15 protein-coding genes are annotated in these 15,580 nt (G+C 57.6%); 9 read left to right on the top strand and 6 right to left on the bottom strand.

Going from position 1 to position 15,580, the window contains the following annotated elements; all coding sequences use genetic code 11:
- Positions 1 to 57 precede the first annotated feature (57 nt).
- Positions 58 to 972: a LysR family transcriptional regulator gene (locus CPA59_RS09350; protein ID WP_107759153.1), complete on the top strand. Its 915-nt coding sequence runs from the start codon at positions 58 to 60 to the stop codon at positions 970 to 972.
- Here the strand turns inward: CPA59_RS09350 and CPA59_RS09345 are convergent.
- Positions 969 to 2,150: an MFS transporter gene (locus CPA59_RS09345; RefSeq protein WP_038918753.1), complete on the bottom strand. Its 1,182-nt coding sequence runs from the start codon at positions 2,148 to 2,150 to the stop codon at positions 969 to 971. The two genes, CPA59_RS09350 and CPA59_RS09345, sit on opposite strands and share 4 nt — an antisense overlap.
- 97 nt (positions 2,151 to 2,247) lie before the next feature.
- Between CPA59_RS09345 and CPA59_RS09340 the strand changes: the two genes are divergently transcribed.
- Entirely contained in the window at positions 2,248 to 2,742 is a 495-nt protein-coding gene (locus tag CPA59_RS09340) for a MarR family winged helix-turn-helix transcriptional regulator (RefSeq protein ID WP_038918751.1), read from the top strand.
- Positions 2,743 to 2,813: 71 nt separating this feature from the next.
- Here CPA59_RS09340 and ompX read toward each other — a convergent pair whose 3' ends face one another.
- Positions 2,814 to 3,329 (bottom strand): outer membrane protein OmpX, encoded by a 516-nt coding sequence (ompX, locus tag CPA59_RS09335; protein ID WP_038918750.1) that lies wholly within the window; start codon positions 3,327 to 3,329, stop codon positions 2,814 to 2,816.
- Positions 3,330 to 3,700: 371 nt separating this feature from the next.
- Between ompX and rhtA the strand changes: the two genes are divergently transcribed.
- The 5 genes from rhtA (at position 3,701) to glnQ (ending at position 8,247) form a co-directional block, all read left to right on the top strand.
- Positions 3,701 to 4,582: a threonine/homoserine exporter RhtA gene (rhtA, locus tag CPA59_RS09330; protein WP_038918749.1), complete on the top strand. Its 882-nt coding sequence runs from the start codon at positions 3,701 to 3,703 to the stop codon at positions 4,580 to 4,582.
- Between the two features lie 435 nt (positions 4,583 to 5,017).
- The gene (gene dps, locus CPA59_RS09325; protein WP_038918748.1) at positions 5,018 to 5,521 is read left to right on the top strand and encodes a DNA starvation/stationary phase protection protein Dps; all 504 of its coding nucleotides are present in this window, start codon (positions 5,018 to 5,020) and stop codon (positions 5,519 to 5,521) included.
- 501 nt (positions 5,522 to 6,022) lie between these two features.
- The gene (gene glnH, locus CPA59_RS09320) at positions 6,023 to 6,769 is read left to right on the top strand and encodes a glutamine ABC transporter substrate-binding protein GlnH (RefSeq protein WP_038918747.1); all 747 of its coding nucleotides are present in this window, start codon (positions 6,023 to 6,025) and stop codon (positions 6,767 to 6,769) included.
- 99 nt (positions 6,770 to 6,868) lie between these two features.
- Entirely contained in the window at positions 6,869 to 7,528 is a 660-nt protein-coding gene (gene glnP / locus CPA59_RS09315) for a glutamine ABC transporter permease GlnP (protein ID WP_038918746.1), read from the top strand.
- Entirely contained in the window at positions 7,525 to 8,247 is a 723-nt protein-coding gene (glnQ, locus tag CPA59_RS09310) for a glutamine ABC transporter ATP-binding protein GlnQ (RefSeq protein WP_033568280.1), read from the top strand. The genes glnP and glnQ overlap by 4 nt, the downstream gene beginning before the upstream one ends.
- A gap of 144 nt (positions 8,248 to 8,391) precedes the next feature.
- Here glnQ and CPA59_RS09305 read toward each other — a convergent pair whose 3' ends face one another.
- Positions 8,392 to 8,787 (bottom strand): nuclear transport factor 2 family protein, encoded by a 396-nt coding sequence (locus CPA59_RS09305; protein ID WP_038918745.1) that lies wholly within the window; start codon positions 8,785 to 8,787, stop codon positions 8,392 to 8,394.
- A gap of 68 nt (positions 8,788 to 8,855) precedes the next feature.
- Positions 8,856 to 9,494, bottom strand: a complete 639-nt coding sequence (locus tag CPA59_RS09300) for a DsbA family protein (protein ID WP_107759152.1) — start codon at positions 9,492 to 9,494, stop codon at positions 8,856 to 8,858.
- An 84-nt stretch (positions 9,495 to 9,578) separates the two neighbouring features.
- On the opposite strand from CPA59_RS09300, the gene CPA59_RS09295 reads away from it, so the two are divergent.
- Together CPA59_RS09295 and CPA59_RS09290 are read left to right on the top strand one after the other, a co-directional pair.
- A complete protein-coding gene (locus tag CPA59_RS09295) occupies positions 9,579 to 10,550 on the top strand; it encodes a LysR family transcriptional regulator (protein WP_049842543.1) in 972 nt (323 codons plus the stop codon).
- A gap of 157 nt (positions 10,551 to 10,707) precedes the next feature.
- Positions 10,708 to 12,405, top strand: coding sequence for a DUF1349 domain-containing protein (locus tag CPA59_RS09290; RefSeq protein WP_049854341.1), 1,698 nt, complete (start codon positions 10,708 to 10,710; stop codon positions 12,403 to 12,405).
- A gap of 152 nt (positions 12,406 to 12,557) precedes the next feature.
- Here CPA59_RS09290 and CPA59_RS09285 read toward each other — a convergent pair whose 3' ends face one another.
- Positions 12,558 to 13,838 carry a phosphatase PAP2 family protein gene (locus CPA59_RS09285; RefSeq protein WP_255412290.1) on the bottom strand — a complete coding sequence of 427 codons (1,281 nt, stop codon included), beginning with the start codon at positions 13,836 to 13,838 and terminating at the stop codon, positions 12,558 to 12,560.
- Between the two features lie 361 nt (positions 13,839 to 14,199).
- Positions 14,200 to 15,486, bottom strand: coding sequence for a phosphatase PAP2 family protein (locus CPA59_RS09280; RefSeq protein ID WP_038918741.1), 1,287 nt, complete (start codon positions 15,484 to 15,486; stop codon positions 14,200 to 14,202).
- Positions 15,487 to 15,580: the final 94 nt, after the last annotated feature.

Raw genomic sequence — 15,580 nt, 5'->3', positions numbered from 1 at the left:
TATTTTCAGAATGCTCGCTATCTGAAAAACAGAACGCTTACCGACAAGGGGCATGCCATGCTCACATTGCGTCAAATCCGCTACTTCATCGCCACCGCGGAGATGGGCCAGATATCCCAGGCGGCGATTCACCTCAATATCTCGCAGTCGGCGGTCACCACCGCGATTCAGGAGTTGGAAAATCTGCTGGGAAAACCGTTGTTCCTGCGCTCGGTGCACGGCATGACGCTGACCGAAAACGGCAGTTACTTCCTTAACCACGCCTACGCCGTGCTGCGCAGCGTGGATGACGCCATGCATATTCCGCTGACCGACAATCGCATCGCCGGTTCGCTTAACATGGCCGCCAGCTATACGGTGATGGGGTATTTTCTGCCGTTTCATCTACAGCGACTGTCATACGGCTTTCCCCACGTCACTATCCATCTCAACGAACGCGAGCGGCAGGATATCGAAACGGGGTTGCTGGATCGTTCTCTGGATTTATCGCTGGTGCTGACCGCCAACATTACCCATCCGGAAATCACCGCCGAGCCCCTGTTTAATTCGGAGCGGCGGCTATGGCTGCCCAGCCGTCATCCGCTGTGCGACAAACCGGAGGTAAGTCTGGCGGATGTCGCCGACGAGCCCTTTATCATGTTGACGGTGGATGAAGCGGATCACAGCGCCATGCGCTATTGGGAATTGAGCGGGCATCGCCCGAAGGTGATGCTGCGCACCAGTTCCGTGGAGGCGGTGCGCAGCATGGTGGCGAACGGACTGGGAGTGGCGATCCTGTCCGATCTGGTGTACCGCCCCTGGTCGCTTGAGGGGCGGCGTATCGAAACCCGATCGCTGAAAGACCGGGTGCATCCGATGAGCGTCGGGCTAGCCTGGTCTCGCGACGCCGAATTTACCCCGGCGATGCAGGCGGTTCGGGAATACTTCCGCAACCTGTTCCTGACGCCGCAGTTGGCGTTTTCACGCCGTTAGGCCGACGCTGGAACCTGATGGCGCGGCGCGAAACGCAGCGCCATCAGGATCAGCACCACGACCCCCGCCGCCATGATAAGCCAGGCCTGCTCCAGAGCGCTGGTGTACTGCCGGATGAAACCCGCCAGCAGCGGCATCAGGCTGGCGATCAGATAACCGCCGCCTTGCACAAACCCCATCAGCGCCCCCGCCTGACGCGGGTCGTCCACCTGATCCAGCGCGATAATCAGCGACAGCGGAAACAGCGCGCCAATCCCCAACCCCAGCGCAATCATGATCGGCAACACCAGCGTCTGCGGCGCCAGTATCAGGCCGGCCATTCCCAGCAGCAGCAATACCAATACCGGCAGCAGCAGATAACGCCGGTCCGGGAAGCGGTTGATCAGCAACGAAACCAGCAGCCCGGCCACCACTTCGGTCAGCGTCAGCCCGCCCAGCAATAACCCACTACGGGCGGGGCTCCAGCCAAGCTGGGTGTAATACGGCGGCAGCCAGGCCAGCACCAGGGTATACGCGGCGGTGCCGATGCCGAAAAAGATCATCAGCGCCCAGGCCCGGTTCTGCGACGACGCGGGCGCTGAACCCGAACGCGACGCGGTATCCGGCATCGGACTCAGCGACACCGTAATCAACCAGGCCAGCGTCGCCAGCGTCGCCAACCCGCCCCATATCGCCAGCGCGCCGTCCCAGTCAATGATGTCCGCCAGCGGCGAAATGCTGGCCGCCGCCAGCGCTGCGCCGCCCATGATGGCGGTCGTGTACAACCCCATAAGCCGGCTGCTTTGCCGACTGAAACTGCGCCGCAAAAACGACGGCATCAACGCCTGAATCAACGCGATGCCGATACCGGCCAGCGCAGCGGTCAGCAACAACCCGGCGGTGCTGGTCAGCCAGCAACGCAGCAGGCAGGCGACCGCAATCCCGACAATGCCGATGCCGATGCCGCGGTATTCTCCCAGTCTGGCCTGTAACCAACCGCCATACAGGGCGCAGATACCCATCGCGAATACCGGCAACGTAGTCAGCAGGCCAGCCTGCGTATCCCCCATGCCGGTCGCCGCCTGAATCCGCGACAGCAACGGCCCGACGCCTGCCAGCACCGGCCGGAGATTCAGCCCCAGCAACATGACGGTAATGACGACAAAAAACAGTGATCCTGCACGAATTGCGTGTGACATAACGCTCCTTATGACCCCTTGATGCTTGAACGACGACGTATATTTTCCGTAGAATATCTTCACAAAAAGAATCTTAACGTCAAGATAAATTACACTTATGACAGATCGTGCAGATAACGCTTATGAACAATGGCGGCGAGAAAGGCCGGATATTGACCCGTTCCCGATGCAGGTGCTGGGGCGGCTATTCGAAGCCACCCAGCGGCTCGAACGGGATCATCTCAACCCGCTGTTTGCCCGTTTCGGTCTGCGTCCCGGTGAATTTGACGTGCTGGCGACGTTGCGGCGCAGCGGCGCGCCCTATGCGCTGACGCCCACGCAGTTGTACGAAGCGCTGATGATGTCGTCAGGCGGCATGACCAACCGTATCGACAGGCTGGAACAAGCGCAGTGGGTGGCGCGTCAAAGCAACCCGCAGGATCGGCGCGGAACGCTGGTGACGCTAACGGAACAAGGGCGGGAACTGATGGATACGCTGGTGGCGCTGCATACTGACAATGAGCGGCAGGCGCTGGCGTCATTGAATGAAGACGAACAGCAACAGCTCAACCTGCTGCTCAAAAAATTGCTGGCGGGCTTGCCGCAGCCATAAAAAAATCCGCCCTGTCGGGCGGATTTTTCAGCACACATCGTTTCACGCAGTGCGTGCAACGCATGGCGCGATTAGAAACGGTAGCCTACGCCTACGTTCCAGCTGCCTACGTCAACGCTGCGAACACGGCTCTGCTCGTAACCAACATCAAAGGCTACGTTCTGAACCGGGTTGAACTGCAGACCGGCGCCGTATACAAAGCCCGCATCGCTGGAGCTGTTGTTGGAAGAACCGTCGGTGTTGTTGGCGGTGAATTTAGCCGCGCTCACGCCAACCAGGCCGTAGATGCTCGCCCAGTCGTTGAAACGGAAGGACGGACCTGCGCTGAAGCCGTAGTACTGCGCTTTGTTGTAAGTACCGGCAACAGTCTGGCTGTCTTGCAGGTAGGTGAAAGACCCTACTACGCCCAGCTGGCTGTTATCGAATTCGTAACGGTATTTCAGGTTGAAACCCGGCAGTTTGTTCTGCACGCCCTGAGCGTCGCCCTGAGCATAACCAAGAGATACAGTGCTTTCGCCAGCCACTGCAGTACCTGCGCTTACGGCCAGAACACAAGCCAGAGCGGAAAGACACGCGATTTTTTTCATAATATGCCTCGAATTATCTTACGAAAGAAGATTTAAGCGAGGCAAATATAACAAAAAATTAGGGCACATGCCGCCTGGTTATTATTTTTCAATTAGGTCAAACATGTAACAATTCATTTCATTTTCAATTTACACCATTGATTTAAAACAATAAATAAAGTTCAAGGTGGTATGAAAAAATAAATGATCCGCCCCGCTTCGATACGGAGTTTTCTTAATTTTTTGATTAATTTTCAAACTGAATTTATATCAAAAAAAAGATTTTCAAATGGAGAGTAAATTAAGGTCAATAAGAGTAAACTAACCTGGAATAATTTGTTCATTTATTGCCTGCTTTTTTCTGGTTGCACATCGAATTTTAAGGCCCCGCAATGACCTTGATTTCCACATTAAAAAACTCTGTATTACTGCCGGTATTACTGATCATCATCGCCATGCTGTCTATCCAGACCGGCGCGGCGATGGCCAAGATGGTCTTCCCGCTGATCGGCGCGTCCGGCATGACGGCGCTGCGTCTGGCGATAGGCGCGCTGATCCTGCTGGTGGTGTTCAAGCCCTGGCGGCTGCATTTCGGTTCGGATCGGTTGCCGTTGCTGGTCTACGGCATCACGCTGGGCGGCATGAACTATCTGTTTTATCTGGCGCTGCGCACCGTACCGTTGGGGATCGTGGTGGCACTGGAGTTCACCGGGCCGCTGGCGGTGGCGATTATGGCTTCTCGCCGTCTGCTGGACTTCATGTGGGTATTGCTGGCCGCCGCCGGGCTGTGGCTACTGCTGCCGCTCGGGCAGCATATTGACAATGTGGATCTGACCGGCGCCGCCTTCGCCGTTGGCGCCGGCGCCTGTTGGGCGGGTTATATTCTGTTTGGTCAGAAGGCGGGCGCCAGCCACGGCGCCGGTACCGTGGCGATGGGGTCGCTGATCGCCGCGCTGGTGTATTGCCCGATAGGTCTGCTGTTTTCCGATACCAACAGCCTGTTTTCCCTCAGTATTCTGCCAATCGGCATTGCGGTGGCGGTGCTCTCCACCGCCTTGCCGTATACGCTGGAGATGCTGGCGCTGACCCGGTTGCCGACGCGCACCTTCAGCACCCTGATGAGCCTGGAGCCCGCCGTGGCGGCCATATCCGGCATTATCTTTCTGAACGAGCATCTGTCACTCACCCAGTGGCTGGCGCTGGCGTTTATCATTATCGCCTCGCTGGGCACCACGCTCAGCGCGAAAAAGAACGCTGCATCGGCGTCGTCCTGAGCTCCACCTTGTCCTGAATAAATAAACGGCGTCATCACCGTTCCGCCTGAAAATAACCGTTTTCCCGGCCAGTCCGGCCGGGAAATATCATTTCATGTGACTATCCCGCCGACTGACTTAATTTTCATCAGACACATTCTGAAAAGAATTGCATATTAAAATAGCACTAAAGGTGAAATGCCAGCGATTTTCTTCCGTCAAAAATCAACGCAACCTGTTGTAATTTATATCAATATCCAACCCATCCTTTTCGACTATTTTACCAGCTGATTCGAATGATAAATAACGTGCCGGCAAGGCGATGCCCTTAGATGTCTGAGTCTATTCCTGTAATAGACCGAACTGAGCATCTTCCACTCATGTCGGCTGCTATAATTCGTTTCGTTGATAGCCGGAATCATTATCAGTAATAACGGAAATAAAGAGGATAATACTATGCGTACAGCTAAACTGGTAAAAACAGCTTCCGCTGATCTTATTTTCACCCGTAACGATCTGGACGATAACGTTAAAGCCTCGACCATCGCCCTGCTCAATCAGCTGGTCGTGGACTTTACCGATCTGTCGCTGATCACCAAGCAGGCGCACTGGAACATGCGCGGGGCGAACTTCATCGCCGTACACGAGATGCTGGATACCTTCCGCACCTCGCTGATTACCCACCTGGACACCTTCGCCGAGCGCGTGGTGCAGTTGGGCGGCGTGGCGACCGGCACCACTCAGGTCGTCCACGAGAAAACCGCGCTGAAGAGCTACCCGCTCAATATCCACAGCGTGCAGGACCACCTGAAAGCCCTGGCGGATCGTTACGCCGTCGTGGCGAACACCGTCCGCAAAGCCATCAGTCAGGCGCAGGACGAAGATACCGCGGACATGCTCACCGCCGCTTCCCGCGATCTGGATCAGTACCTGTGGTTCATCGAAGCCAACATCGAATAATTCATCAATGATGACCGGCGGCCCAGCCGCCGGATTTACCCGCCCATTTCCACCGGTTCATCCCTCTCTTGCTGTTTTATCCGTGCCGTTTCCCACGCATTTCTGCCTGTTAGGCAACCTGAAATAATATGCATTTTTTTTGCATCACTACGCAAATCGTTCGAATGCACGGCGCAAAACGTACAAAAAGTTAGCGCTTGTTAGCAATATTGTCCCCGGAACGTAATCAACGGTTGTGTCCCCTGCACAATTCAGTTATTCATAGCAGCGCATTCCATAGGCGTTTCTGATGGATGCCCATAATAATTAGCGGGTCTACCCGTCCTGTTTTGGCAACGACTCCCCCTGTTTTCTCCACCGCCCCCTGAATGGCAGTACGGCGGGTGACCAGACCGATGCCGGGCCATCGGCCCCATGCCTGCATGCCGGGGCTGACGCAGCAAATCCGTAAGGTGCGGTAAGACAGCGGAATATATAACCAACGAGAGGAAGGACGTTTTGATGAAATCGTTATTTAAAGCTTCACTGGCCGCACTTGCGCTGGCCTTTAGCCTGTCCGGTCAGGCGGCGGAGAAACCACTGCTCGTGGCGACCGACACCGCGTTCGTGCCGTTTGAATTCAAGCAAGGCGACAAGTACGTCGGTTTTGACGTCGACCTGTGGGATGCCATCGCCAAGCAACTGAATCTGAATTACACCCTGAAGCCGATGGATTTCAGCGGCATCATCCCGGCGCTGCAGACCCGCAACGTGGACCTGGCGCTGGCCGGCATCACTATTACTGAAGAGCGTAAACGCGCAATCGATTTCTCGGACGGTTACTACAACAGCGGCCTGCTGGTGATGGTGCGCGCCGACAATCAGGACATCAAAGGCGAGCAGGATCTGGCCGGCAAAGTGGTGGCGGTGAAGAGCGGCACCGGTTCGGTCGATTACGCTAAAGCCAACATCAAAACCAAGGAACTGCGCCAGTTCCCGAATATCGACAACGCCTATCTGGAACTGGGCACCAACCGTGCCGACGCGGTGCTGCATGACACGCCGAACATCCTGTACTTCATCAAAACCGCCGGCAACGGCAAGTTCAAAACCGTAGGCGAGTCGATCAAGGCACAGCAGTACGGCGTCGCCTTCCCGAAAGGCAGCGACGAGCTGCGTAACAAGGTAAACGGCGCGCTGAAAACCCTGCGCGACAACGGCACCTACGCCACCATCTACAAAAAATGGTTCGGTACCGACCCGAAATAACGGGTGGGACACCTGACAGGTTGAATAGCTTTTGCGGTGCCGCCGGCAAAACCGGGCGGCACCTGGCTATTATGGCGTTATCATTGCTGGAGAATGTTCATGCAGTTTGACTGGAGTGTCATTTGGCCGTCTATCCCTCAGTTGCTGGAAGGGGCCCAAATGACTCTGCTGATTTCCGTGCTGGGTCTATTGGGCGGCCTGGTTATTGGCGTCGTTGCGGGATTTGCCCGCGTCTATGGCGGGTGGCTATCCAATCGCATCGCGTTGGTCTTTATCGAAGTGATCCGTGGCACCCCCATGGTCATACAGATAATGTACATCTACTTCGCCCTCCCCATGGTATTGACATCGGTTCGTATCGACCCTGTTACCGCAGCCGTAATCACTATCATGATTAACTCGGGCGCCTACATCGCCGAAATTACGCGCGGTGCGGTGCTGTCTATCCATAAAGGCTTTACCGAAGCCGGCCTGGCGCTGGGGTTATCGCACCGCGCCACGTTGCGCCATGTGATTACGCCGCTGGCATTGCGCCGTATGTTGCCCCCGCTGGGTAACCAGTGGATCATCAGTATTAAAGACACCTCATTGTGTATCGTGATTGGTGTCTCTGAGTTAACGCGTCAGGCGCAGGAAATCATTGCGGGTAATTTCCGCGCGTTGGAAATACTGACTGCCACGGCGATTATCTACCTGGTAATTACACTGGTTCTTACCATTGGAATGCGCTGGCTGGAAAGAAGACTGAAGATTATATGATTGAATTCAAAAACGTATCGAAACACTACGGTCAGACTCAGGTACTGCACGACATCAACCTGAACATCAATCAGGGTGAAGTGGTGGTGATTATCGGGCCGTCCGGCTCCGGGAAATCCACCCTGCTGCGCTGCATCAACAAGCTGGAAGAGATCAGCAGCGGCGAGCTGGTGGTGGACGGTCTGACCGTCAACGACCCGAAAGTGGACGAGCGCCTGATTCGTCAGGAAGCCGGCATGGTATTCCAGCAGTTCTACCTGTTCCCGCACCTGACCGCGCTGGAAAACGTCGCCTTCGGCCCGATTCGGGTACGCGGCGCCAGCAAGGCCGACGCGGAGAAACTGGCCCGCGAGCTGTTGGGCAAAGTGGGTCTGGCGGAACGCGCGCATCACTACCCGTCCGAACTGTCCGGCGGGCAGCAGCAGCGTGTGGCGATCGCCCGTGCGCTGGCGGTCAAACCTAAGCTGATGCTGTTTGACGAGCCAACTTCGGCGCTGGACCCGGAGCTGCGCCACGAAGTGCTGAACGTGATGAAAGATCTGGCCGAAGAAGGCATGACCATGGTCATCGTGACCCACGAGGTGGGTTTTGCCCAGAAAGTGGCCTCCCGCCTGATCTTCATCGACAAAGGCCGTATTGCCGAAGACGGCCATCCGGATGCGTTGATTTCGAATCCGCCCAGCGATCGTCTGCGCGAGTTTCTGCAACACGTTTCCTGATAGCGCAATCAGGCCGCCGCTGGCGGCCTGATTGGCAACATGTATCAATACCAATACCGCGCGCTATACCGATATATACCGATACCCCTGCGCGTCAGGGGCTGGATATTCAGGTTAACCGCACCCCGGATTTAACGCCGCCGCTCAGGCTGTTTCCATCGCCTGACACACCATCGCGCTGTCCACATACTGCTCCATGCGGATAATCTGCCCTGCGCGCAGTTGATAAAGATGGGCGAACGTCGCCGTCATCGCCTTGCCCGTCGCACGGTACGTTCCTGAATAGACGCCAAAGGCCGCCACCCGATCGCCATCCGCCAGATAGGTGTGGACCTGCGCCCGATACCCTTCCCATTCGGTCGCCAGCCGATAAAACACGCCATCGACAATCTGCCGCGGACCGACATAAGTACCGGCATAAGGGAAGCCCGCCGCCTCAATCCAGACCGCGTCCGGCGCCAGTACCGATAACAACTGCTTGCCATTCTCTTCGGATGTGCCTTCATAGGTGGCACGGATAATATCCAAATTGGTCTGCATCTCACGTTTCCTCGTTCATGTATCGCCGCCGCAAAGGCGCGGACGCTACTGGCGGTATGGCTATACCATCACGCCGACAGCAACTGTTTGATAAACGCCTGCGGATCGGAATAAACGGCGTCACTGCGGACGAGTTGGTGCCGCCCGTCTTCCTCAATGATAAACGTCGGCACACCATGAACCCCCAACGCCGACATCACCCCCCGCGTTTGCCTGATGCGCGCCTGAGTGGCTGCCAGCAAAGCCGCGTCGGGTTGCGACAACCGCGCCGCCGCCAGCGTCATTCCCGCCTCACTCAGCAACACCGCCAGACTTTCGCGGCGCGTTACATCCCGGGCGTCTACATAACGCGCCTGCTGAATCGCCTTGAGCGCCGCGACTTCCCGCGACGGCTCGGTCAACGCAACCGCGGTCAGCGCCAGCGTCGCCGCGCCGCTGTCAAACGCCTGCTGACGGTCGCCCAGCACCTGCTGGCGATAACGCTCGGAAAAAGGCTGACCGGTTAATCGGGCGATACGCTGGTCATTACTCCAGGCATAAGCGGCAAACTCATCATTCATCGGCCGCGCACCCTCATCGGCGAACAGCCCGCTCGGCGACAGTTCCAAACGAAACGCCGGGTGATCGGCCAGCGCGGCGACGGTTGGGGAGGCGCCGTAACACCATCCGCACAGGGGATCAAAAACATAATGCAGGATTTTACTCATCACCGACTCCATTGTTTTGCAGAATGTCGCTTATGATAAGCAAAACCCATTGGCGTAAAAATACCGACAAACCTCATAGAGCGTATGCTAAAAGCAAACAATCGCAGCGATACCGGACCGGGTGATGTTCCCCACCTGCGGCGCATGGCCTATTTCGCCGCCGTCGTCGAAACCGGTTCATTCACCGCGGCCGCTGAACGGCTTGGCATCACCAAGGCCGTCGTCAGCCAGCAGATCGCCCGTCTTGAACGCGAGTTCAATACCGCCCTGCTGATTCGAACCACGCGCCATGTACAACCCACCGAGGCAGGATACCGCTTCTACCAACGCTGTGCGCTGATTCTGCATGAAGCGGGGGATGCCTTTGCCGAGCTGGCCGAAGCCGCGTCAGAGCCGTCCGGGTTGTTACGGTTGACCGCGCCGCTTGATTACGGCATCAGCGTGGTTGTCCCGGCGCTGGCGGATTTCACTCGCCAGTACCCGCGCTGCAAGGTGGACATGAAGCTGAGCGATCAACCGCTGGATTTGTTATCGGACAATATCGAACTGGCTATCCGGGTGGGATGGCTGACCGAACTTCATGTGCAGGCCCGGCAAATAGGCACCTTCCGGCAATGGCTAGTGGCGCCGGCGGCGTGGCGGGAACGCATCGCCCACCTGACATCGCCTGCGGCCATCACCGCACTGCCGTTTATCGCTAATACCGCCTTGCGCGACCCATTACACTGGGTCTTCTCCCGCCCCGGTGCCGACAGTTGCCCGGTCACAGTCAAGGCCGATCTGTTTTTTAGCGCCACCTTCGCCGTGCGTGAAGCCGTACGACAAGGCGCCGGGCTGTCCGTATTGCCGGATTTCGCAGTGGCGGAGGATCTGGCGCGTGGTCATGTGATACAGGTGTTGCCCGACTGGCAGTTGCCCGGCGGGGGCATCCATGCGGTCTTCCCCGCTTCGCGTTTTCGCCCGGCCAAGGTACGCGCCTTTGTCGATTTGCTGGCCGAGCGGGAAAAAACATCGTCAACCGCCATCACCCCGTCTCTGCCTGCCGGCGACGGCTGACCACGGCTCCGGCGTGGGCTGCCGCCGGAAAATTCTGATAACGCCAATGATGAGTTTGGCATTTTCCGCCAATTACTATACGCTGCCCGGGCGCATGGTCTGGCGTTTATCAATATCACTTAAAATCAATAAGTTATAAATTCACCAGGATACACTTATGGAAACTCTCCGTCATCGCCTGCCCCGACGTCGATTCAGCGCCCTGCTTGGCGGATTGCTGTTCGGCGCATACGGGTTCGCCGGCAAAGCTGCCGCCGTCGACACGCAACGCTGTGCCGGATCCGTCGCGGCGGCCGAGCATGCGGCGTTCGATAAGGGCGATCAGGATCTGTCCTATCCAAAGATCAACGGCCTGTATCAGCGACCGGCGGCGACCGGCGTCACGCTGGTCGGCAACAACGATGGCGAGGCGAATAAATACGTCGAACCCATTAAAGGCTCAAAGGAAGGGAAGTACCTGCTATTGCACGCTGGCGAACATCTGACCCTGACCGGTCAGGGATACTTTCTGATGCACTGGGAACTGAACTATTTCAACCGCGGCGGCACCCTGCTGGCGGAAAATGCGCCGCTGGTGACGACGACGCAGGGCTTTATCAAAAAGGTCGCGCTGACCGATCGCTACGCGCCGGATTATCCCCTTGACGGCGCGCCCGGCCGCTCCGCCGTGTGGAACGCCGGTATCCAGACCAGCACCGGCAACCCGATGGTTCCCTTTACCGTCGGGGCTCCGGCCGGTAACGGCGAAATCATGCCCAGCCTGTGGCTCAACGAAATTTTCTATCTGGACGGCACCGCCACCCTCACCCAGCGCGAAGGCCCGGTGGATTACGACGTCAGCATTACGCCGCTGACGCTCGCCGACGTGAACAACCGGCTGGCCGCGACGCGCCATCGCGTCAGCGCCAAAATCCTGCGCACAGGGATATCGCTGGATCCCTACATCGGTGAAGATAAGCCGCCGGCCTCGCCGGACAGCCTGACCGCCGGCGCGATCTCCAGTTCGGTGGTTCAACTGGACTGGAACGACTGTTCGGATAACGAGCGCGGCTTTATCGTCGAATATTCCTATGCGGGTACCTTTGGCGACGGCGCTTACGACACCACGCCCCGTGCCTATGAGGCGGGCGGCGCCTACACCAGCGCCGAATCGCTGGGGCCGGACGCCACCTCGGTGGACGTGGGCACGCTGGCTCCCAACACCACCTACGCTTTCCGGGTGAAAGCCTACAATCAGGCTGGCGATTCCGTTTATTCCAACGTGGTCAGCGTGACGACGCCGCCGGCGTCTCCACTCAGCGAGGCATGGAAACGGCAGGACATCGGTAAAACCGATACACCCGGCACCGCCACCGAAGATCAGGATGTGATTGCGCTGGAAGCGCACACCGGCGATATGTGGGGCGCCGCCGACGCCTTCAACTTCGTCTATCAAACCCTGAAAGGCGACGGCAGCATTACGGCGCGGCTGATCGATCTGCGCTATAGCGATCCTTACGCCAAAGCCGGCCTGATGATACGCAACACCCTTTCCGACAGCAGCGCCTATATGCTGACGGGGTATACCGCCTCGTCCGGCGCGATGTCGCAATGGCGTAGTAAAGACGGTACCGCTACCGGCAGCAGAGGCGTTTTCGCCAAATCTGAAAACGGCAGCCAGCCCACCTGGCTGCGGTTAACCCGCGACGGCAACACCTTTACCTCGGAGGTTTCCGACGACGGGCTGACCTGGACCACACTCAACAAGCGCATCAATCCCAACATGAACGATACGCTGTATATCGGGCTGGCGCTGTCATCGCGCAATAACAGCAACGGCAAGGTCAGCTTCGATAACGTCAGCATCAAGCGCTGACCAAAACCCGACGGACCCGGTTTAATCGCCGGACATCCGTTACAGAAGGGCTTCACGGGAAGCCCTTCTGTTTATCTTGCGGATGCCGGCAACCGTTATTGCTTCACTGAATAGCTATTGCCTCACTGAATCGCTATTACCTCACTGAATCGCTATTGCTTCACCGATTGCTCCGCCGCTTCCACCGCATCATGCAGGTTCAGGCGCTGCCAGAAATTGGCGTCCTCTCCGCCGGAAGACAGCGGATAGCCGTCGTCAATGGCGGTTTTCGCCATCAGCGCACGGCGCTGAGCGGCGCTCAGCTGCGGCAACGGCCCTTCCAGCAGCGCTTCCGCCCCTTCGGGCACATTGACCGGCTGGGCGGTCACTTCCGCCACCGGCAGGTTGTAGGTCATGGTGTAGCGGTAAAACGATTTCATCGCCGGGTCGGTGTAGGGGTCGTTTTTACCCTGTGGTTTGGCGCACTCGGCCAGCGTCGTGCCACAGGCTTTTTCCAGCGCGGCGCGCAACTGGGTTTTAGCGTCGTTGAACAGTACACGGTATTCCGGGTCGTTCAGAATATACGCCACGTTGCGCTCGGCCATCATACGTCCGCCGACCACGTCCAGCGGATAATGCACCCCCAGCACCAGACGGGAATAACCGTAGGTGGCGGCGCGGTCAATCAGCGGGACGAAGCGTTCCGGCAGCATCTGCCCCATCAGCAACGCGGTATTAAACCCGCCGCTGGTATGCCCGCTGGGGAAGGCGCCATCAGAAGCCGTGTAAGGCTGCTTATCCATCACGACCGCGGTATCCGGCACCAGATGGATATGGTTGCCGGGCTGCTTGAACGGGCGCGGGTAGTTAAAGGCGTTTTTGGCCGCCGACGTGCTGACGTTGGAGGCTTTGATCAACACCGCGGCCTTACCTATTTCGCCTTGCTGGTACACATCCAGAAACGCCTCGCCCAGCTTCGGCCCCAGCGCCTCCGCCAGCGCGTACAGATAGCGGGTATTTTCCGCATCAATCAGCGCCTTCTGGCGCAGCGCGGGCGACGCATCCTGATTAATACGCTCCACGATAGCCATATTCTCCTGCAAGACATCCGCCGGCAGCGCTCTGAACCCTAATAACAACGTGATGCTGTCCTGCTGCTGAGTGGTGGAGTTAAAACGATAGTTGGCGGCTTTCAGCCACCTTAAATCATCCCAGGGCTCGCTCAGATAGGGCGCATTATCCATCACCGTGCGGGTTAGCAGCGGCGCGTTTCCCTGCAACGCTTTTTGCAGATAGCGCTGCACCTTTTGCTGCATGGCGACCACCGGCTTACTGTCGCTGGCTTCGGTCGTCGTTTGCAGAAAAATCATTTGCTGCCGAGTGTCATCCCCCTCAGCGGCTTGCGCTTGCCATACCGCCAGCGTGCAGACCACCGTCATGAAAACTATTGACATGAAAACAACAGATGACATGAAAACAACAGGATACCGCATGCTACCCCCTCATTTTTCTGCTAACAGGAAACGACACCGGTGATGGTGAACGGTGAATGAGCCTGCCCCGCAAGCGCTCAAACATCACCCAATCAGCGTAGAATTAAACGCCACCCCTGCGCGAGAAACCCGCACCGGTTTAACGATACAAAATGTGACGTTACGGCCAGCCTGCGGCGGGTAGAGCCGATACAGCCATGAGCATGACCAGGACGTGAAAACAGAGGATGACGCGAAAAAAAACAGCCTATGTCGATATGACATTGGCTGTTCATCAGGCCCGGCGGAGAGCGGATAAAGGTGTCTTTTATTGCGAAAACGATTATTTGGTTACAGTCTTCGCCGCTTCCACCGCGTCATGCAGGTTCAGGCGTTGCCAGAAATTGGCGTCCACCCCGCCGGCAGACAGCGGATAGCCGTCGGCAATCGCCGTCTTCACCATCAATGCACGGCGCTGGGCGGCGCTCAGCTGCGGCAGCGGCCCTTCCAGCAGCACTTCCGCCCCTTCCGGCACCTTGACCGGCTGGGCTTTCACCTTCGCCGACGGCAGGTTGTAGGTCATGGTGTAGCGGTAAAACGATTTCATCGCCGGGTCGGTATACGGGTCGTTTTTACCCTGCGGTTTGGCGCACTCGGCCAGCGAGGTGCCGCAGGCTTTTTCCAGCGCGGCACGCAGCTGGGTTTTGGCATCATTGAACAGCACGCGGTATTTCGGATCGTTCAGGAAATGCGCCACGCTGCGCTCGGCCGCCATGCGACCGCCGATCACGTCCAGCGGATAATGCACCCCCAGCACCAGACGGGAATAGCCGTAGCTGGCGGCGCGGTCAATCAGCGGGACAAAGCGCTCCGGCAGCATCTGCGCCAGCAGTAGCGCATCGTTATACCCGCCGTTGGTATGGCCGCTGGGGAACGAACCGCCCGACGCCGTGTAACGGGCGTTATCCGCCACGACCGCGGTATCCGGCACCAGATGGATGTTGTTGCCCGGCTGTTTGAACGGACGCGGGTAGTTAAAGGCGTTTTTCGCCGCCGACGTGCTGACGTTGGTGGCTTTGATCAACGCCGCGGCCTTACCTATTTCGCCTTTCTGGTACACATCCAGAAACGCCTTGCCCAGCTTCGGCCCCAGCGCCTCCGCCAGCGCATACAGATAGCGGGTATTCTCTGCATCAATCAGCGCCTTCTGGCGCAACGGCAGGGTCGATTCCAGATTGATGCGCTCAACCGTCGCCAGGTTTTTCTGCAACACCGGCGCCGGCAGGGTTCTGAACCCTTCCAGCAGTTTCACGCTGGCCTGCTGTTGATCTTTCGGGTTGAAAACGTAACCGGTCGCTTTCAGCCATTTCATGTCGCCCTGCGGTTCTCCCTGATCCGGCGCTTTGTCCAGCACCGCGCGGGTCAGCTTCGGCGCGGTTCCCAGCAAGGCTTTTTGCAGATATTGCTGCACCTGCTGCTGCATTTCGATGACCGGGGCGCTGTTGCTGGCCTCGGTGGTGGTTTGCAGCAGGCTGACTTGCGGCAGTTGGGAATCGCTTTGGGAAGCGGCCTGCGCCTGGACTGTCGCCAGTGAGCAAGCCACCGCCATAAACACGTAAGAATAGCGCATGATATGTCCTTTTTATTGTCACGAATTATCGTCAAGGATAGGAAACCGCATCAGCCTAATCGGCGCAGATGACAGTTCGGTGAAACTTTTTTAA

The sequence above is a fragment of the Dickeya sp. Secpp 1600 genome, assembly GCF_003049805.1.
Classification (GTDB): domain Bacteria; phylum Pseudomonadota; class Gammaproteobacteria; order Enterobacterales; family Enterobacteriaceae; genus Dickeya; species Dickeya fangzhongdai.
Note: the sequence above shows the minus strand (reverse complement) of the source record. Positions and strands in the feature narration are given on the sequence as shown.